Source organism: Arthrobacter sp. MDT1-49-2, assembly GCF_059090185.1.
The window spans coordinates 120,373-137,292 of the sequence record NZ_JBNHFK010000004.1 but is presented as its reverse complement, the minus strand read 5'-3'; the positions used below and the strand labels follow the sequence as shown (position 1 = coordinate 137,292).

The 16,920-nt window shown below is 64.6% G+C and carries 17 protein-coding genes and 1 tRNA gene; 13 read left to right on the top strand and 5 right to left on the bottom strand.

The window, feature by feature from the left end:
* The first annotated feature begins 58 nt into the window (after positions 1-58).
* From AC5RTS_RS07435 to AC5RTS_RS07420, 4 genes are all read left to right on the top strand, one after another.
* The gene (locus AC5RTS_RS07435; protein ID WP_493991426.1) at positions 59-982 is read left to right on the top strand and encodes a DMT family transporter; all 924 of its coding nucleotides are present in this window, start codon (positions 59-61) and stop codon (positions 980-982) included.
* A gap of 11 nt (positions 983-993) precedes the next feature.
* Entirely contained in the window at positions 994-2,193 is a 1,200-nt protein-coding gene (locus AC5RTS_RS07430) for a glycosyltransferase (RefSeq protein WP_493991425.1), read from the top strand.
* A 77-nt stretch (positions 2,194-2,270) separates the two neighbouring features.
* Positions 2,271-2,344 (top strand) — tRNA-Ile (locus AC5RTS_RS07425).
* A 185-nt stretch (positions 2,345-2,529) separates the two neighbouring features.
* Positions 2,530-3,714, top strand: coding sequence for an acyl-CoA dehydrogenase family protein (locus AC5RTS_RS07420; RefSeq protein WP_493991424.1), 1,185 nt, complete (start codon positions 2,530-2,532; stop codon positions 3,712-3,714).
* A 72-nt stretch (positions 3,715-3,786) separates the two neighbouring features.
* On the opposite strand, the gene AC5RTS_RS07415 is transcribed toward AC5RTS_RS07420, so the two are convergent.
* Positions 3,787-4,368 (bottom strand): M23 family metallopeptidase, encoded by a 582-nt coding sequence (locus AC5RTS_RS07415; protein ID WP_493991423.1) that lies wholly within the window; start codon positions 4,366-4,368, stop codon positions 3,787-3,789.
* Between the two features lie 471 nt (positions 4,369-4,839).
* On the opposite strand from AC5RTS_RS07415, the gene rpsB reads away from it, so the two are divergent.
* From rpsB to AC5RTS_RS07385, 6 genes are all read left to right on the top strand, one after another.
* Positions 4,840-5,700, top strand: a complete 861-nt coding sequence (rpsB, locus tag AC5RTS_RS07410) for a 30S ribosomal protein S2 (RefSeq protein WP_493991422.1) — start codon at positions 4,840-4,842, stop codon at positions 5,698-5,700.
* 131 nt (positions 5,701-5,831) lie between these two features.
* Positions 5,832-6,671, top strand: coding sequence for a translation elongation factor Ts (tsf, locus tag AC5RTS_RS07405; protein WP_227904369.1), 840 nt, complete (start codon positions 5,832-5,834; stop codon positions 6,669-6,671).
* Positions 6,672-6,811: 140 nt separating this feature from the next.
* Complete coding sequence (gene pyrH, locus AC5RTS_RS07400) at positions 6,812-7,543, top strand: UMP kinase (RefSeq protein WP_493991421.1); 732 nt, start codon at positions 6,812-6,814, stop codon at positions 7,541-7,543.
* 228 nt (positions 7,544-7,771) lie between these two features.
* On the top strand, positions 7,772-8,329 hold the full coding sequence (gene frr / locus AC5RTS_RS07395) for a ribosome recycling factor (protein WP_227904371.1): 558 nt from the start codon (positions 7,772-7,774) through the stop codon (positions 8,327-8,329).
* Positions 8,329-9,306, top strand: coding sequence for a phosphatidate cytidylyltransferase (locus AC5RTS_RS07390; RefSeq protein WP_493991420.1), 978 nt, complete (start codon positions 8,329-8,331; stop codon positions 9,304-9,306). Before frr ends, AC5RTS_RS07390 begins: the two co-directional genes overlap by 1 nt.
* Before the next feature lie 170 nt (positions 9,307-9,476).
* A complete protein-coding gene (locus AC5RTS_RS07385; RefSeq protein WP_493991419.1) occupies positions 9,477-10,055 on the top strand; it encodes a DivIVA domain-containing protein in 579 nt (192 codons plus the stop codon).
* On the opposite strand, the gene AC5RTS_RS07380 is transcribed toward AC5RTS_RS07385, so the two are convergent.
* From AC5RTS_RS07380 to AC5RTS_RS07365, 4 genes are read right to left on the bottom strand one after another with little or no spacing between them, the layout of a single operon-like run.
* Positions 10,052-11,563: a sodium/solute symporter gene (locus tag AC5RTS_RS07380; RefSeq protein ID WP_493991418.1), complete on the bottom strand. Its 1,512-nt coding sequence runs from the start codon at positions 11,561-11,563 to the stop codon at positions 10,052-10,054. The genes AC5RTS_RS07385 and AC5RTS_RS07380 overlap by 4 nt on opposite strands.
* Before the next feature lie 32 nt (positions 11,564-11,595).
* Positions 11,596-11,985, bottom strand: coding sequence for a DUF485 domain-containing protein (locus tag AC5RTS_RS07375; RefSeq protein WP_493991417.1), 390 nt, complete (start codon positions 11,983-11,985; stop codon positions 11,596-11,598).
* Positions 11,982-12,722 (bottom strand): LytR/AlgR family response regulator transcription factor, encoded by a 741-nt coding sequence (locus tag AC5RTS_RS07370; protein ID WP_493991416.1) that lies wholly within the window; start codon positions 12,720-12,722, stop codon positions 11,982-11,984. Before AC5RTS_RS07370 ends, AC5RTS_RS07375 begins: the two co-directional genes overlap by 4 nt.
* A 10-nt stretch (positions 12,723-12,732) precedes the next feature.
* Positions 12,733-13,944 carry a sensor histidine kinase gene (locus AC5RTS_RS07365; RefSeq protein ID WP_493991415.1) on the bottom strand — a complete coding sequence of 404 codons (1,212 nt, stop codon included), beginning with the start codon at positions 13,942-13,944 and terminating at the stop codon, positions 12,733-12,735.
* Between the two features lie 209 nt (positions 13,945-14,153).
* Here AC5RTS_RS07365 and AC5RTS_RS07360 point away from each other — a divergent pair, with 209 nt between their 5' ends.
* The 3 genes from AC5RTS_RS07360 (at position 14,154) to AC5RTS_RS07350 (ending at position 16,712) form a co-directional block, all read left to right on the top strand.
* Positions 14,154-14,525 carry a DUF485 domain-containing protein gene (locus AC5RTS_RS07360; protein WP_227904377.1) on the top strand — a complete coding sequence of 124 codons (372 nt, stop codon included), beginning with the start codon at positions 14,154-14,156 and terminating at the stop codon, positions 14,523-14,525.
* Positions 14,526-14,590: 65 nt separating this feature from the next.
* On the top strand, positions 14,591-16,147 hold the full coding sequence (locus AC5RTS_RS07355) for a monocarboxylic acid transporter (RefSeq protein ID WP_493991554.1): 1,557 nt from the start codon (positions 14,591-14,593) through the stop codon (positions 16,145-16,147).
* 283 nt (positions 16,148-16,430) lie between these two features.
* Positions 16,431-16,712 (top strand): pyrophosphorylase, encoded by a 282-nt coding sequence (locus tag AC5RTS_RS07350; protein WP_493991414.1) that lies wholly within the window; start codon positions 16,431-16,433, stop codon positions 16,710-16,712.
* Positions 16,713-16,920 lie beyond the last annotated feature (208 nt).

Below are 16,920 nucleotides of genomic sequence, written 5' to 3'. Positions count from 1 at the left end.
TCCGGGTACCCGGAGGAATGTGCGCTTCCCTCTCCGGCGCCGTGGCAGGATGCCTCCGATGGTAGGGATCGCCGTCGCGTGTGCACTGGCCAGCGCATTCTTCCTCGCCTTTGGTGCCCAACGCCAGGGCAGCGCCGTCAGCGCGGATACCGGCGGACTGGCCCTGAATTCTTCCCAGCTCAGCAGGCTGCTGCGCAATCCGCGATGGCTCTTCGGGCTGCTGCTGCTGGGCACGGGCATGGCCCTGAACGTAGCGGCACTGTCCATGGCTCCGCTCACCGTGGTGCAGCCGATCGGCTCGATTGCCCTGGTGATCACCACGGTGGTGAATTCCCGCGACCAGGGACTGCGGATGAACCGCATCACCGTCGCCGCCATCACTGCCTGTGTCGCCGGCAGCATGCTGTTTGTGTCGCTCGCCATTCTGGTTACCCGCTCCCAACAGCAGGTGGAACCGGCCCAGGAAGTGACGATCGTGCTGATCCTCGCCGTCGTCGTGGCGTTCTTCGGCACCTTGAACCTGGTGTTCGGCAAGCGGCTCGGTGCCATCGCCCACATCCTCGGTGCGGGCATCCTGTTCGGCTTTGTCGCCGTGCTGACCAAGATCATTGCCGGGGACCTGCTCAACCCCAACGGCAGGTTCCTGCTGAACGTTCCGTGGTACACGATTGTGGCCATCGCTGCGGCCGGCGCCCTGGGCTCATGGTTCGTGCAGAACGCGTATTCCAGCGGCCCCCCGGACCTGGTGATTGCGGGCCTGACAGTTGTTGATCCCATGGTGGGAATCGCCATTGGCATCTCCGTGCTGCATGAATTGCGCCCCGATGTACCCGCCGTAGCCGCCGTCGCCATGGCTGTTGCAGCCCTGATTGCTATTGTTGGGGTCATAGCCCTCTCGAGGTACCACCCTGATGTCATCCAGCGGCGGAATGAAGAGCGGAGGCGGCAGAAGCTGGCCTCAAAGAATCCGAAACACCGATAAGGACCTCCAACGTGACCGAAAAGCCGGTAGAAAAACCGCTGACGATCCTGATTGCCTGTGACACCTATCCTCCGCATCTGAACGGCGCCGCACAGTTCGGCTACCGGCTGGCGCGCGGCATGCACGGTCGCGGCCACAATGTGCATGTCCTGGCCCCGAACGACGTCGACGGCGGCAGCCGCACCGATCTTGACGGCGACTGGGCGGTACACCGCCTCCGTTCGCACGGCGTCCCGACCCACGACTACTGGCGTATTTGCCTGCCTTGGGAGATCAAGAAGGAAATCGCGCTGCTCTTTGACCGGGTGCAGCCGGACGTGGTCCACATCCAGTGCCACTACATGGTGGGGGAGTACACGCTCTATGAAGCCCGCAAACGCGGGATCCGCGTCATCGCCACCAACCATTTCATGCCCGAGAACCTGGACCCTTTCCTGCCCTTCCCCAAGTGGGTCAAACGGATTGTGGCGAAGAACTCCTGGAAGGACATGGGCAAGGTGATGGGGCAGGCTCAGGTGGTCACCACACCCACGCCGCTGGCCGCCGAGGCCATGCACCGCCACGCCTTCCTGCATGACGTCATGCCGCTCTCCAACGGCATTGACGCCTCAGTCTACGAATTGCACCCCGGGGAGCAGATTGAGCCGCACCCGGCGCCCACCGTGCTTTTTGTCGGCCGGCTGGCCGAGGAAAAGCATGTGGACGTGCTGATCGATGCCGTTGCCAAGACTCCGCCGGAGCTGGGCGTACGCGCGGAAATTGTCGGCGGCGGGGAAGTCAAACCCGCCCTGCAGGCGCAGGCTGAACGGCTGGGACTGGGGGACCGGGTGGTATTCCGCGGCCTGGTCTCCGATGAGGAACTGCGCGAGGCGTACCTCAGGGCAGACCTGTTCTGCCAGCCGGGCACCGCGGAACTGCAGTCTCTGGTCACGCTGGAGGCCATGTCCGCTTCCAAACCCGTGCTGCTGGCCGATGCCATGGCGCTGCCGCATCTGGTGGAGAAGGGGCGCAACGGGTACCTGTTTACGCCCGGAGACAGTCAGGAACTGGCCGGACGCATCACGGAAATCCTGGAACTTGCACCGGAGGACCGGCATGCAATGGGTCGCTTCAGCAGAGAGATGGTGGACCGGCACAGCCTGGAAGCCACGCTGGAGACGTTCGAAGGCCTGTACCGTGGTGTGCCCGTCGAAGGCATCCCCGCCCGGTGACAAACGCCGGAATTGGTTCCGCGGCGCTCGTACACACTAGGATGGCAACGTTGCCCGTAGGGCGCACCGGTACCTGAGGGGCTGTAGCTCAGCTGGTCAGAGCAGCGGACTCATAATCCGTGGGTCGTGGGTTCAAGCCCCACCAGCCCTACCGGTGGCAATGCGACAAGTCATTGCATGACGCGCCGGATTGCCGCGGAAACGCCCCGGTCTTCGGACCGGGGCGTTTTCGATTTAACCGACGTTGTGATCTTTGTTACTGATGGGTAACATTGGTTCCGCGGGTTCCCTACGGGGCCGGCAGATCACCGATGATCAGCAGCGAAGGATATTTCCATGGCAACTATCGACGTCGACAACCTTCCGTACCCGGACGGCGACTTCTACGCATTCGAGGACCTGCTCACTGACAAGGAGCGCGACCGTCTGCACGAAATCCGGACCTGGCTTGCCGCGGAGGTCAAACCGCACGCCGCTGACTGGTGGAATGCCGGTGAATTCCCGCACCACATGATCCCCAAGATCGCCGAGCTCGACGTGATGAGCCCGGTCTACCGCCAGGGTTACTCCAACCTCTTCGCCGGGCTCTGCCATGCAGAGGTCACCCGCGCGGATACCTCGTTCGCCACGTTCCTGGGCGTGCACGACGGCCTGTTCACCGGCTCCATCGAAGCCCTGGCTTCCGAGGAGCAGAAGGCTGCCTGGCTGCCGGACATTTACGCCATGAAGAAGATCGGCGCCTTCGGTCTGACCGAGCCCCTCGGCGGTTCCGACGTCGCCGGCGGCACCCGCACCACCGCGCGCCGCGACGGAGACAACTGGATCCTCAACGGCGAAAAGCGCTGGATCGGTAACGCCACGTTCTCCGACTGGGTTGTCATTTATGCCCGCGATGTCGAAGACAACCAGGTCAAGGGTTTCCTCGTGGACACCAAGACCCCCGGCTACTCCGCAACGAAGATCGAAAACAAGATCGCCCTCCGCACCGTGCAGAACGCGGACATCGTGCTGGACAACGTAGTCATCAGCGATGACTTCCACCTCAAGGGCGCCAACAGCTTCCGTGACACCAACAAGGTGCTGAAGGTGACGCGCCTTGCCGTTGCCTGGCAGGCCGTGGGCCAGCAGATGGCGGCCTTTGACGTTGCCCGCAAGTACGCCGTGGAACGCCACCAGTTCGGCAAGCCGCTGGCCTCCTTCCAGCTCGTGCAGGAACAGCTGGTGAAGATCCTGGGCAACACGGTCAGCTCTCTGGGCATGATGGTCCGCCTGGCCCAGCTGGAAGACCTCGGCCAGGCCAAGGATGAACAGTCCGCCCTGGCCAAGGCCTTCACCACCGCCCGCATGCGTGAATCCGTTGCCCTTGGCCGGAGCATCCTGGGCGGCAACGGCATCGTCACCGACTACGGCATGGCCAAGATCTTCGCCGATGCCGAAGCAATCTACTCGTATGAAGGCACGTACGAGATCAATACTCTGGTTACCGGCCGTGCGATCACGGGCGTAGCTGCGTTCGTCTAGCAACGCGCTATCCCGTCAGCGGGACCAGTAAAGAACCCCGGCCGGGTCCCGCATGGGACCCGGCCGGGACGTTTAAGGCGCCCTGGCCGGCCCCGCAGCGGAACCGCCCACCGGCAGCAGTACGGACGGACGCCGGTCCATCACATAGTCCAGGGGATTGACGTACTCCTTCCCCAGCCGCACACCCCAGTGGAGGCAGTCCCCGCTGCAGTGCACGTCCGGACTGGACACCACCGTGCCCACCTCGTTTCCCCGCGCCACGAAGGTCCCGGTGGCGAGGGGTGAGGTCACCGATTCAAAACTGGATTTCAGTCCGCTGCCGTGGTCAAGGGTGAGCACCGGACGGTTCACCACCACGCCGGCGAAAACGACGTAACCGTCCGCAGGAGCCAAAACCGGGGCGGCCGGCGTCGTTGCCAGGTCGACACCCCGGTGCCCGGCAAGCCACGGCTGAGCCGGTTTATCGAAGTATCGAATAGGCGCAGGTGGCGGACTCAGCGGCCACGTCCACGGCGCGGCAAACCGGGCACCGGCCGCCGGCGCCTCGGAAACAGGGCGGGTGGCGGGCCCGGCCGGCACCGGAACAGGAGGGGTAATCAAAACAGCTCCCGCCAGAAGCAGTGCGGCGACCGGCCGGGCCGGGAAAATCCTCATGCGGCCAGCCTGCGGGCCGGGTACCCGCGGCGTCGTCGGAATCGCCTCCTTGTGGACCGCGCGGGGTTGCCGTTGCCGTGGGGAGGAATGGTTCGGGGGCCGTGCGTTGGGTCCCCTCTGCTGTAGTACACTTGACGGAGCAGCTTGCTGTGCCATGCGGCCTGCACGAATTGAAACCCACGGTTTGAAACCAACGGACTCGTCCGTTTCAGTCCGCCCGCTCTCCGGATCATGATCCGGGCAGCACCAACGGCACAGGAATCTGACTACGCGTATCCCAATTATCCCCGTTCAGGGGGCGCCTCTCCAACGGTCCGGCACATGCCGGCAGGGGCGGCGCGCCGGAGCCTTTCGAAGACGCCGGCTGATGGATACCAGGAGCTTCGCCCGCCCGGGTGTACAGCTAAAACCGTCAATAGGCAGTAGGACCAGTGCGCCGCGCGCACGGCTGCTGCCGGAAGGAGTGACGACATGCCCGTCGTTACCATGCGCCAGCTGCTCGACAGCGGCGTTCACTTTGGTCACCAGACCCGCCGTTGGAACCCGAAGATGAAGCGCTTCATCTTCACCGAGCGCAACGGCATCTACATCATCGATCTGCAGCAGTCGCTGTCCTACATCGACCGTGCCTACGAGTTCGTCAAGGCCACCGTTGCCCACGGCGGAACCGTGCTGTTCGTCGGTACCAAGAAGCAGGCTCAGGAAGCCATCGCCGAGCAGGCCACCCGTGTTGGCCAGCCGTACGTCAACCAGCGCTGGCTCGGTGGCATGCTCACCAACTTCCAGACCGTTGCCAAGCGTATCCAGCGCATGAAGGAACTCGAAGAGATCAACTTCGAGGACGTTGCTTCCTCCGGCCACACCAAGAAGGAGCTCCTGCTCCTCAAGCGTGAACTGACCAAGCTGCAGAACAACCTCGGCGGTATCCGCAACCTGACCAAGGCACCGTCCGTGCTCTGGGTTGTTGACACCCCGAAGGAACACCTCGCCATTGACGAGGCCAAGAAGCTGAACATCCCCGTTGTTGCCATCCTGGACAGCAACTGCGATCCGGACGATGTCGACTTCCCGATCCCGGGCAACGACGACGCCATCCGCTCCGTGAACCTGCTGACCCGCGTTATCGCCGACGCCGTTGCTGAAGGCCTGATGGTCCGTCACAACAAGTCCGGCAACACCGAAGCCGCGGCCGAGCCGCTGGCCGAGTGGGAGCGCGAACTGCTCGAAGGTGCCGCTGAGACCCCCGCAGCCGAAGCCGCTGCAGAGGCCCCCGCCGCTGAAGCAGTCGACGCCATCGTGGACGCTCCGGCCGCCGAGACAACTGAGAAGTAAAGAACGAATTTCCTTGGTCCGGGTGATCTAACACCGGGACCGGGTATCTGTTGGTGCGGCTGGCCGGGATTCCCGACCAGCCGCACTGGCGGAACCGCACCAATACTTATAACGGGAGGACTGGAGTCCAAATGGCGAACTACACCGCTGCTGATATCAAGGCACTGCGCGAGCGCACCGGCGCCGGCATGATGGATGTAAAGAAAGCTCTGGACGAGGCCAACGGCGATGCCGACAAGGCCATGGAGCTCATCCGCATCAAGGGCCTCAAAGGCGCAACCAAGCGTGAAGGCCGTTCCACCGCTGAGGGCCTCGTTGCTGCCAAGGTCATCGACGGCACCGTCGGCGTCATGATCGAACTGAACTGCGAAACCGACTTCGTTGCCAAGTCCGCCAAGTTCATCGAACTGGCCGACAAGGTGCTGGCCGCCGCTGTTGAGTCCGCTGCTGCCGACGCCGAGACCCTTCTCGCCTACAACGTCGACGGCAAGCCGCTGTCCGAGGTTGTTGTCGAGGAAGGCGCCATCCTGGGCGAGAAGGTTGTCGTCCGCCGCGTGGCACGCATCGAAGGCAAGACCGTTGATGCCTACCTGCACAAGACCTCCAAGGATCTTCCGGCACAGGTCGGCGTGCTGTTCGCTGTTGACGGCGAAGGCGCAGACGCTGCCACCGCCGCCCACGACGTCGCCGTCCACACCGCTGCCTACGCTCCGACGTACCTGACCCGCGACGAAGTTCCGGCAGAAACCGTCGAGAACGAACGCCGCATTGCAGACGAGACCGCACGTGCGGAAGGCAAGCCCGAAGGCGCGCTGACCAAGATCGTCGAAGGCCGCCTGACCGGTTTCTTCAAGGAAATCGTCCTGCTGGACCAGCCGTTCGCCAAGGACGCCAAGAAGACCGTCGGCAAGGTGCTCGAAGAAGCCGGTGTTGCACCGGTTGGCTTCGCCCGCTTCCGCGTAGGCGCCTAATAACTTAGGGCCAAACGGTTTCGACGAATACGTCATCATGACAGAGGGGGTGGTCACCGCGGGTGACCACCCCTTTTGCCTGTCCAGATCACCTCACTAGTCTTTAAAAGCAGCACCAGTACCTATGCCCGGGAGGCACAATGGCCCACGTACTCAAAGAATCCGATTCCCCGCGACGCCGCGTCCTGCTCAAGCTCTCGGGTGAGGTGTTCGGCGGCGGTAAGCTCGGCGTGGACCCCGACACGGTGCGTGCTGTGGCCAAGCAGATCGCTGCAACTGTCGGCGAAGTGGAAGTGGCGATCGTCGTCGGCGGCGGTAACTTCTTCCGCGGCGCCGAACTCTCCACCAGCGGCATGGACCGCTCCCGCGCTGACTACATGGGCATGCTGGGCACCGTGATGAACTGCCTCGCACTGCAGGACTTCCTGGAACAGGCCGGCGTGGAGACCCGCGTGCAGAGCGCCATCACCATGGGCCAGGTGGCCGAGGCCTACATCCCGCGGCGTGCCATCCGGCACCTGGAAAAGGGCCGCGTCGTCATTTTCGGCGCCGGTGCCGGCCTGCCCTACTTCTCCACCGACACGGTGGCCGCCCAGCGCGCGCTGGAGGTCCACGCAGACGAGGTCCTGATGGCCAAGAGCGGCGTGGACGGTGTCTACACGGCAGACCCCAACAAGGATCCCAGCGCGCGGCGCCTTGAGACGCTGACCTACGACGACGCCCTGCGCCAGGACATCCGCGTCATGGACCAGACCGCCATGACCATGTGCAAGGACAATGACCTGGACATGGTGGTGTTCGGCATGGAGGGCGAAGGCAACGTGACCCGCGCCATCCGCGGCGAGAAGATCGGCACCATCGTTTCCAACTAAGCAGGCGAGGCGGGGCTCTGCGGGACCTGGAACGGCGGCAACGAAATCCCCTCGGCCGCAGGCGGCCTCCGGGATTTAAAGCCGCCTTCCTCCAGATCCCTCCGGGTTCTTCTGCGAACCGGCCCGCCACGCCCGGTGCAGGGAACCCGCCGCCTTGGCTTAGGATGATATTAGAGTCCGGCCACTGAGCGAGAGAGCTCCGTGGACACCGTTTTATGAGGAGAGACCGTGATCGAAGACACCTTGAAAGAGGCCGCCGACAAGATGGACAAGGCGGTGGAAGTCGCTAAGGAAGACTTCTCCTCCGTCCGGACCGGCCGCGCCAACCCGGCACTGTTTTCCCGGGTGCTGGTGGATTACTACGGATCCCCGACGCAGCTTCAGCAGCTGGCATCCTTCGCGACGCCGGACGCGCGCACGCTGCTGATCACGCCGTACGATGTGACCGCACTGCGTGCCATCGAACGTGCCCTCAGCGACTCCGAGGTGGGCGCCAACCCGTCCAACGACGGCAAGGTCATCCGGGTCATCATGCCCGAACTCACCCAGGACCGCCGCAAGGAATACGTCAAGATTGTCCGCGGCAAGGCCGAAGACGCCAAGGTTTCGGTCCGGAACATCCGCCGCAAGGCCAAGGACGGGATCGACCGTCTGGTGAAGGACAGCGAAGTCGGTGAGGATGACGGTGCCCGCGCCGAGAAGGATCTCGACGCACTGACGAAGGCACACACCGATTCCATCGACGAGCTCCTCAAGCGCAAGGAAGCCGAGCTTCTCGAGGTCTGATGAGTGACGCCCAGCCTTCCACCCAGGCTGGCGGGTCACCGTCCGTCGAGACAGTTCCGGCAGCAAAGGCCCAGGACATGAGCGCACCGGACTCCAACCAGGTCGGCGGTCGCCGCGACCGCAGCCGGCGCGGTGCAGCGGCCCAACCGGCCAAACCGGCCAAAGTGTCCCGGGCCGGCCGGAACCTTCCGGCGGCCATCGCCGTCGGCGTTATCCTCCTGGGGTCCCTGCTCGTGGGCCTGCTGTTCCTGCCGTTCGCCATTGTGGTGATTGCCGTGGCCTTCGCTGCGGTCGGTGTCTGGGAAGTCAGCCGGGCACTGGAGGTGCGCGGCATGAAGGTGCCCCTGGTGCCCGTGCTCGTGGGATCCGTGGGCCTGCCCTTTGCCGCCTATTTCGGCGGTACAGAGGCGCTGGCTTTCGCAACCGTTGCCACGGCAGTCGCGATCCTGCTCTGGCGCAGTATCGATACCGCTGCGGAGGCGGTCCAAAGCATCCTCGCCGGCATCTTCGTGGTGCTCTGGGTTCCGTTCCTGCTCAGCTTCGCTCTGCTGCTGCTGCGTGAGCCGGACGGGCAGATCCAGGTGGCGGTGCTGCTGCTGCTGGTGGTAGCCAATGACACCTTTGGGTACCTGGTGGGCGCGTTCTTCGGAAAGCACCCCATGGCCCCGAAGATCAGCCCGAAGAAATCCTGGGAGGGTTTCGCCGGTTCGGCCGCCGGAGCAGCCCTGGTGGGTGTGGGAGCAGCTGTATTGTTCCTGGACCAACCCTGGTGGTTCGGCGTGGTGCTGGCCGTCGCAACCGTTGCTGCGGCAACGGCGGGGGACTTCTCCGAATCCATGGTGAAGCGGGAGCTCGGCGTCAAAGATATGTCCAACCTGCTGCCAGGACACGGCGGGGTGATGGACCGCCTGGACTCGGTGGTCTTTGCCTCCCCGGTGGTCTTCCTCCTCTCGGTACTGCTGTCGGCAGTGTCCTGACCGGAAGCGTAACGGTCCGGCAACGTCCGGTGCGCCTGAACCGGGCCGCCGCAGTGCCGTCATAAGATGTTTCAGAGTTTTTCAGACGTTGTACGCGTAGGGCCCGGTGCCAACACCGCCTCTGCGTACAACAGCTGTCGAGGCAATAACCACAGAGGAACAGTACATTCATGGACGATGAGCGGCAGGCCAGTGCCCCTTTCGAGCGCGTGGGACGACGGGACTACGGCTACAACATCCGCCAGGTCGATGAGTTCCTGACCAAGGCACGGAACTACTACAACTCGGAAACCAGGACAGCGAAGGCCGTTACCAGTGCGGATGTCCGCTCCATGGCCTTCGACCCGGCCAAGGGCGGCTACGAACCGCAGGCGGTGGACGCGGCCCTGGACCGCCTGGAAGACGTTTTCGCCCAGCGTGAGCGTGACGAGATGATCACCGAACGCGGCGAGGAAGCCTGGCTGCTGCAGATCGGCCGGATGTCAGCGGTGCTTCGGGCCAGGCTGCACCGCAAGCCGGGGGAGCGGTTCCGCCGCCCCATGAAAAAGCGTGTCCCCAGCTACAACGTCAAGGACGTTGACGCGCTGTGCAATGAACTGCTTGGCTACTTCGAGCATGACCGTCCGCTTAGCGTGGATGTGGTGCGCCGTGCCGTGTTCCGCGAGGCGCAGGGTGCCGACGGCTACGAAGAGACCCAGGTGGATGCATTCCTGGACCGTGTCGTTGAGCTGATGGCGTCCATCGACTAACGGTTCTCCTCTGCCGGAGCCCCCTTGCCGGGACGGTGCCGCCCGAGCGGCTCCGGTGTGTGCAGCCGAGCCAGGAATTTCGCCGCACCGCCGGGCAGGGAACCTGCCGTCAGCTTGGAAACGAGCACTGTGACGGCAAAGGCGGCCGGCACTGTCCATGCGGCCGGCTGCTCAATCCACGCGGGAATAACGGCTCCCATCCGGGGAAGCGCCGCTCCTGCCAGCATTGCGCCGCCGCAGAGCAGGGCGCCGGTGAGCATTCCCGCCCCGGCCCCGGCAGCAGTCAGCGGCCGCCACCAGATGCCCAGTACCAGCAGGGGACAGAGCGTGGATGCAGTGAAGGCAAAAACCATGCCGATGCTTCCGGCCAGTGCCGATGACTCGGTCAGCAAGGCAATAACCAGCGGGACGACGGCGGCAAGGACGGCGGAAAGCCGGAAGCCGCGCACGCTTCCGCGGAAGAACTCCTGACTGATGACCCCCGCCAGCGACACCGTCAGCCCGCTGCTCGTGGACAGGAAGGCAGCGAAGGCGCCGGCAGTGACCAAAGCGGCCAGCAGGTCCCCGGACGCGCCGTCGAAAACGCGTCCCGGAAGCAGCAGCACCGTGGCATCAGCGTTCCCGCCCGCGGCCAGATCGGGTGCGTAAATGCGGCCCAAGACCCCGTACGTGATCGGGAAGATGTAAAACAGGGAGAGCAGCCCGAGAACAATCAGCGTGGTCCGCCGGGCCGAGGCGCCGTCGGGATTCGTGTAGAACCGCACCAGCACATGCGGCAGGCCAAGGGTTCCGCAGAGCAGGGCAATGCTGAGGGATATATTGCGGTAAAGCGGCGCATGGGTCTCCGGGTCCAGGGCCTCCGCCAGGAGCCGAGCCCCGTCCGGACCGGACGGTCCGTCACCGGCCAGCCGGAAAAGGATGAACAGTACGGGGACGCCAATGGCCACCAGCTTCAGCCAGTACTGGAAGGCCTGCACAAAGGTAATGGAACGCATCCCGCCTGTCACCACGCTCAGGCAGACGACGCCGGTGACCACCAGGCAGCCGATCCAGGCCGGCAGGCCGGTGGTGATATGCATGGTCAGGGCGGCACCATGCATCTGGGGGACGATGTACAGCCAGCCGACGGCGATCACCAGGAGGCTGGTGAGCCGCCGGACGGGGAGGGACTCCAGCCGGGCGTGGGCAAAGTCCGGGACGGTATACGCCCCTGAGCGCCGCAGCGGTGCGGCCACGAAGAGCAGCAGCATCAGATAACCGCCGGTATAGCCGATCGGGAACCAGAGGGCGTCCACACCGGAGGCGACGATGAGCCCTGCAACGCCGAGGAAGCTCGCGGCCGAAAGGTATTCACCGCCGATAGCCGAGGCGTTCCACCACGGTTTGACCGTGCGGGAGGCGACATAGAAGTCACTGGTGGTCCGGGAAATACGCAGGCCGTAGAACCCGATCAGCAGGGTGGTGGCAGCCACGAAGGCCAGGGCCGCATAGCCTATGCCCGGACTCATGCCGGGGTCCAAAGTCAGATCCACGCCGGCGCCTACCGCCCGTCCACCAGGTCGCGGTACCGGTTCTCGTTGCGCTGGGCGCTGAGGACATAGAGCATCCCGCATCCGATAACGAGGGGGTACACCCCGACGCCCAGGAGGATCCACGGTGCGGGAACCCCGAAGATGGTCAGGTCCGCAATCACGGGGAGGAAGGCCAGCAGTACCGGGACGCTGAGAAGGATCAGGAGGAAGCCGCCCCCCACCACCAGCGCGAGGCGGAGCTGGCTGCGGATGAGCGAGCCGATCACCAGCTCTCCCACCTCCGATTGTTCATCCAGCTCGCGGGAAACCGGGAACGGGGCTGCTCCGCCGGAGATCCCGGTGGCCGTGACCCGGACGCGAAGTGGTGCCTGCTCTGCCGGGGCGTCATCGTTCGTCACGATGTCGGCCGGACCCGTCCGGCCTCCAGGGTGTTGCGGACAGCGGGCAGGTGGCGCCGGCTGACCGGCAGGTCCACGTCGCCCAGGCGCACGCTGGCCCGGCCGGCGGTGAGCCGCACCTGGCGGAGATGGCTGCGGGCCACCAGATAAGAGCGGTGGATACGGACAAAACCTGCCTCCGCCCACTGCTCCTCCAGATCCGCCAGGGGAACCCGGATGAGGTAGGACGCTTCGGCGGTGTGCAGCCGGGCATAATCGCCCTGAGCCTGGACATAACGGATGTCGGCGCGGGGAATGATCTTCGTCGTCGCGCCCTGCACAACGGTGACGACATCGGCATCGGCCGCTTCGCTTTCGGCGCCCAGCTCGCAGATCCGGCGCACGGACTCCGAGAGGCGCTCCGGACGCACCGGTTTGAGCAGGTAGTCCAAAGCGGCAAGGTCGAAGGCGCGCAGCGCCTGGTCCTCGTCCGCGGTCACGAACACCACGGCCGGGGGACGTTCCCGGCGGGCCAGGGCCTTGGCGATATCCAGGCCGGAGAGTGCAGGCATGTGAATGTCCAGAAACACGGCGTCGACGTCGCGTGACTCTATCTCCTGCAGGGCCTGGGCTCCGCTGCCGGCACGGTGCACGGTGCCGATCCTGGCGTCCAGCCCGAGCAGGTAGGCCAGTTCCTCAACGGCGGGCGCTTCGTCGTCAACCACCACAACGGTCAGGGGGCGGGCAGGTTTACGCATGTGAGACAGATTACGCGTTTGTTGGCCGGTTCTCCGGCTGCGACTTGGGGACCCGCATGGTGATCAGGGTTCCGGCGCCCGGCGCAGTGTCTATGACCAGCCCGTGCGAGTCTCCGTACACCTGGCGCAGCCGCACGTCCACGTTGCGCAGTCCCACGTGATCGCCCTCGGCATGTCCGGCCAGGACGGAGCGCAGATAGCCAGGATCCATGCCCACGCCGTTGTCCTCGATGGTGATCACTGCTTCGGCCCCGGCATCAACGGCGGCAATGGTGATCCGGCCCTGGCCGTCCTTGGCCTCCAGCCCGTGGCGGACGGAATTCTCCACCAGCGGCTGCAGGGACAGGAACGGGATTACCGTGCCCAGAACTTCGGGGGCAATCTGCAGGCTGACCTTCAACCGTTCACCGAAGCGTGCCCGCTCCAGCAGCAGGTACCGGTCCACGGACTGCAGCTCCTCGGCGATGGTGGTGAAATTGCCGTGCCGGCGGAAGGAGTAACGGGTAAAGTCGGCAAACTCGACCACCAGTTCCCGGGCACGTGCGGGATCCGTGTTGATGTAGGAAGCAATCGCATTCAACGAGTTGTAAATGAAATGCGGACTGATCTGTGCCCGCAGCGCCCGTACCTCGGCCTCCATCAGCTGGGCGCGGGAGGTGTCCAGCTCCGCCAGTTCCACCTGCGTGGCGAGCCAGCCGGCCACCTCGTTCGCGGCACGGACCAGCCCCGCGCGCACCGTCGGAGCAAAAACCGCCACGGTGCCCACCGTCTGCCCGTTCACCGGGAGCGGGGCCACCAGCAGTTCCCGCCCGGAGTGCTCCAGGCCCAAAGCCCGGAGAGCGGCACCGCGGAACACCCGGGTGCGGCCGGATTCCAGGACCAGCGCCGCCGCGGCCTGCAGCCTCTCGCGCCGCATGGCCGTGTCCGGCACCGCGCCCTCCCAGGCAAGCACTGTCGAGGCATCTGTGATCACGAGGGTGTCGCAGTCCAGCAGGTCGCGGAGGTGCCTGCTGGCCTTACGCGCCCCGGACGGCGTCAGCCCGGCGCGCAAATGTGCCGAGGCCAGTGAGGCCGTATGCAGGGTGGCGTACGTGGCCCGTTCGGCGTCGGAACCCAGATCGCGCTGCGAGCGGGTCAGCCGGAAGCCGAGGGCACCCACGCCGGCGATGGTGAGGACTGCAACGGCGCAGACCAGGGCAATATCAACGGCGGGACTGAGCATGGCACCACCCTAGCCGGACGGGGGGAGCGGAACCGGAGCGGTGCCGTTCACCGCACGGAACTGACCGTTCACCGACGCTGCGGGGCGTCGTGCGGACATGGCTGCCGGGGTGTAGGAAAGTGATGAGCGTCACAGCTTGCACGGCGTCGTGTCCTGACCTTTTCCGGGTGGGCGCAGCGCGCAGGGCGGGCCCCAACAGAGGAGGAACGATGGCTGAAGAGCAGCCGGTTTCACACGCTGCGCACCCGGACCAGGTGGACTTCCGGGAAGTTCAGAGCTCACCCGAGTTCCAGGAACTACGCAAGCGCCAGCGCAGCTTTATTTTCCCCATGGCCGTGGTTTTCCTGGTCTGGTACTTCGCATACGTACTGCTGGCCGACTACGCGCATGACTTCATGTCCACTCCGGTGATCGGCAATATCAACATCGGCCTGATCCTGGGTCTGCTGCAGTTTGTCAGCACCTTCGGCATCACCATGTGGTACGTCAGCTACGCCAACCGCCGGTTGGACCCCATATCCGCGGAGATCCGCGCCGAACTTGAGGCCAAGGGCGTCAGCCGTCCGGAGGAGAACAAGTGAACACTGTGCAGATAGCTGCAGCCGACGTTACGGCCGATTCCATCAAGGACACCGGCCTGCTGAACATGATCATCTTCGGCCTGTTCGTGGCCGTCACACTGGTGGTAGTGCTGCGGGCCAGCCGCAACAACAAAACCGCCGCTGACTACTACGCCGCCGGCCGGTCCTTCACCGGACCGCAAAACGGCACGGCCATTGCCGGGGACTACCTGTCCGCCGCGTCCTTCCTCGGCATTGTCGGCGCCATTGCCATCAACGGCTACGACGGCTTCCTCTACTCGATCGGCTTCCTCGTCGCCTGGCTGGTAGCCCTGCTGCTGGTTGCCGAAATGCTCCGCAACACCGGCAAATTCACCATGGCCGATGTGCTCTCCTTCCGCCTGAAGCAGCGTCCGGTCCGCATTGCCGCGGCCATCACCACCCTGGCGGTCTGCTTCTTCTACCTCCTGGCCCAGATGGCCGGTGCCGGCGGACTGGTGTCCCTGCTTATGGGCATCGACGGCAAGGTGGGGCAGTCACTGGTGATCACCGTCGTCGGCGGACTGATGATCATTTACGTACTGATCGGCGGCATGAAGGGCACCACCTGGGTGCAGATCATCAAGGCCTGCCTGCTGATTGCCGGTGCTGCCATCATGACCGTCTGGGTCCTGGCCCTGCACGGCTTCAACCTCTCCGAACTGCTGGGCGCCGCCGTGGAAACCTCCGGCAACGCCGCGATCCTGGATCCGGGACTGCAGTACGGCAAGTCCGAGACGTCCAAGCTCGACTTCGTCTCCCTGGGCCTGGCACTGGTGCTGGGCACCGCGGCACTGCCGCACGTACTGATGCGCTTCTACACTGTGCCCACGGCCAAGGAAGCCCGCCGGTCCGTGGTCTGGGCCATCTGGCTGATTGGCCTGTTCTACCTCTTCACCCTGGTACTGGGCTACGGTGCCGCAGCACTCATCGGTGCGGACGCCATCAAGGCAGCCCCCGGCGGGGTGAACTCGGCCGCTCCGCTGCTGGCCTTCGCCCTCGGCGGGCCGGTACTGCTGGGCCTGATCTCCGCTGTAGCGTTCGCCACCATCCTGGCTGTGGTGGCCGGCCTGACCATCACAGCAGCAGCCTCCTTTGCCCATGACATCTACGCCAGCGTGATCCGCAAGGACCAGGTCGACGCCGACGGCGAAGTCAAGGTGGCCCGCACCACCGTGGTGGTGATCGGTATTGTCTCGATCCTCGGCGGCATCGGCGCCCAGGGCCAGAACGTGGCCTTCCTGGTGGCCCTGGCCTTTGCCGTGGCAGCCAGCGCGAACCTGCCGACCATCATCTACTCGCTGTACTGGCGGAAATTCTCCACCCAGGGTGCGGTGTGGAGCATGTACGGCGGCCTCGGCTCGGCGATCCTGCTGATTGCCTTCTCGCCCGTTGTCTCGGGTGCCGAGACCTCGATGATTGCCGGGGCGGACTTCGCCTGGTTCCCGTTGAACAACCCGGGCCTGGTGTCCATCCCGCTGGCCTTCTTCCTGGGCTGGCTCGGCACGGTCCTGGATAAGAACACCGAATCCGCCACCAAGCAGGCGGAAATGGAAGTTCGTTCGCTCACCGGCGTCGGCGCTGAAAAGGCTGTCGACCACTAAGGCAGCTGTAGCAACGAAAAAGGCAGGGCCCGTTTACGCGGGTCCTGCCTTTTTGTTTGCCCTGAAAGTGTGTCCGGCCGGCGGATCGGCCCGGCACCGGTAAAACCGCTGAAAAGCCCACGCAAAAAAGGGAATCCGGCGTCCCGTATTGGTATTGTGTGTGTCTGTTACCACTGTCTTCATCGCCCCGTTGCCCGAGAGGTTAGCGGAATCCGTGCCAACGATAATGTTCAACGGATTTCATTCGGCGGCGGAGCCATTGTCTCTAGAGGGGGAAATCCATATGTCACGCGTGTTGTCCACCGAGCAGGCCAAATCTGCTATCAACCAGGTGCAGTCCATCATCAACGGCGGTTTCACCGACCAGATCTCGGCCCTGGATGCGCAGGGCAAGATCCTGTCCGACCCGAATGTGTGGGACGGTCCGCTGGCTGCCCAGTTCCGCGGATCCACGTGGCCGGAGACCAAGGCCGCCCTGGATAAGGCCCGCCAGGAACTCGAGGAGCTGCGCACCCAGCTCCAGAAGATCTCCCAGGACATCTTCTCCGCAGGCGGCGGCGCTTAATCAGCCCGTCTCGGCCGGACAGCTTTCCCAGCAGCCGAAAGCTGTCCGGCCGTCACGCGCTTTGGCCCGGGCATCCGTTCAGGCTCCGGCCGGCCGACGGGCCGCCCGGCTTTGATCAGTTTTTCCCTTGACGTTCCGGCGCTGGTGATTCGTCCCCGCAGGTACGCCAAGGTTGTCGAAGTTTTCTTTTCAAGTTATTGCAGTGGGG

Excerpts from the sequence above, each read along its gene's own strand:
- AC5RTS_RS07435 (WP_493991426.1), top strand. The coding sequence starts at position 59 with ATGGTAGGGATCGCCGTCGCGTGTGCACTGGCCAGCGCATTCTTCCTC.
- AC5RTS_RS07420 (WP_493991424.1), top strand. The coding sequence starts at position 2,530 with ATGGCAACTATCGACGTCGACAACCTTCCGTACCCGGACGGCGACTTC.
- AC5RTS_RS07415 (WP_493991423.1), bottom strand. The coding sequence starts at position 4,368 with ATGAGGATTTTCCCGGCCCGGCCGGTCGCCGCACTGCTTCTGGCGGGA.
- rpsB (WP_493991422.1), top strand. The coding sequence starts at position 4,840 with ATGCCCGTCGTTACCATGCGCCAGCTGCTCGACAGCGGCGTTCACTTT.
- tsf (WP_227904369.1), top strand. The coding sequence starts at position 5,832 with ATGGCGAACTACACCGCTGCTGATATCAAGGCACTGCGCGAGCGCACC.
- pyrH (WP_493991421.1), top strand. The coding sequence starts at position 6,812 with ATGGCCCACGTACTCAAAGAATCCGATTCCCCGCGACGCCGCGTCCTG.
- AC5RTS_RS07390 (WP_493991420.1), top strand. The coding sequence starts at position 8,329 with ATGAGTGACGCCCAGCCTTCCACCCAGGCTGGCGGGTCACCGTCCGTC.
- AC5RTS_RS07385 (WP_493991419.1), top strand. The coding sequence starts at position 9,477 with ATGGACGATGAGCGGCAGGCCAGTGCCCCTTTCGAGCGCGTGGGACGA.
- AC5RTS_RS07380 (WP_493991418.1), bottom strand. The coding sequence starts at position 11,563 with ATGAGTCCGGGCATAGGCTATGCGGCCCTGGCCTTCGTGGCTGCCACC.
- AC5RTS_RS07370 (WP_493991416.1), bottom strand. The coding sequence starts at position 12,722 with ATGCGTAAACCTGCCCGCCCCCTGACCGTTGTGGTGGTTGACGACGAA.
- AC5RTS_RS07365 (WP_493991415.1), bottom strand. The coding sequence starts at position 13,944 with ATGCTCAGTCCCGCCGTTGATATTGCCCTGGTCTGCGCCGTTGCAGTC.
- AC5RTS_RS07360 (WP_227904377.1), top strand. The coding sequence starts at position 14,154 with ATGGCTGAAGAGCAGCCGGTTTCACACGCTGCGCACCCGGACCAGGTG.
- AC5RTS_RS07355 (WP_493991554.1), top strand. The coding sequence starts at position 14,591 with ATGATCATCTTCGGCCTGTTCGTGGCCGTCACACTGGTGGTAGTGCTG.
- AC5RTS_RS07350 (WP_493991414.1), top strand. The coding sequence starts at position 16,431 with ATGTCACGCGTGTTGTCCACCGAGCAGGCCAAATCTGCTATCAACCAG.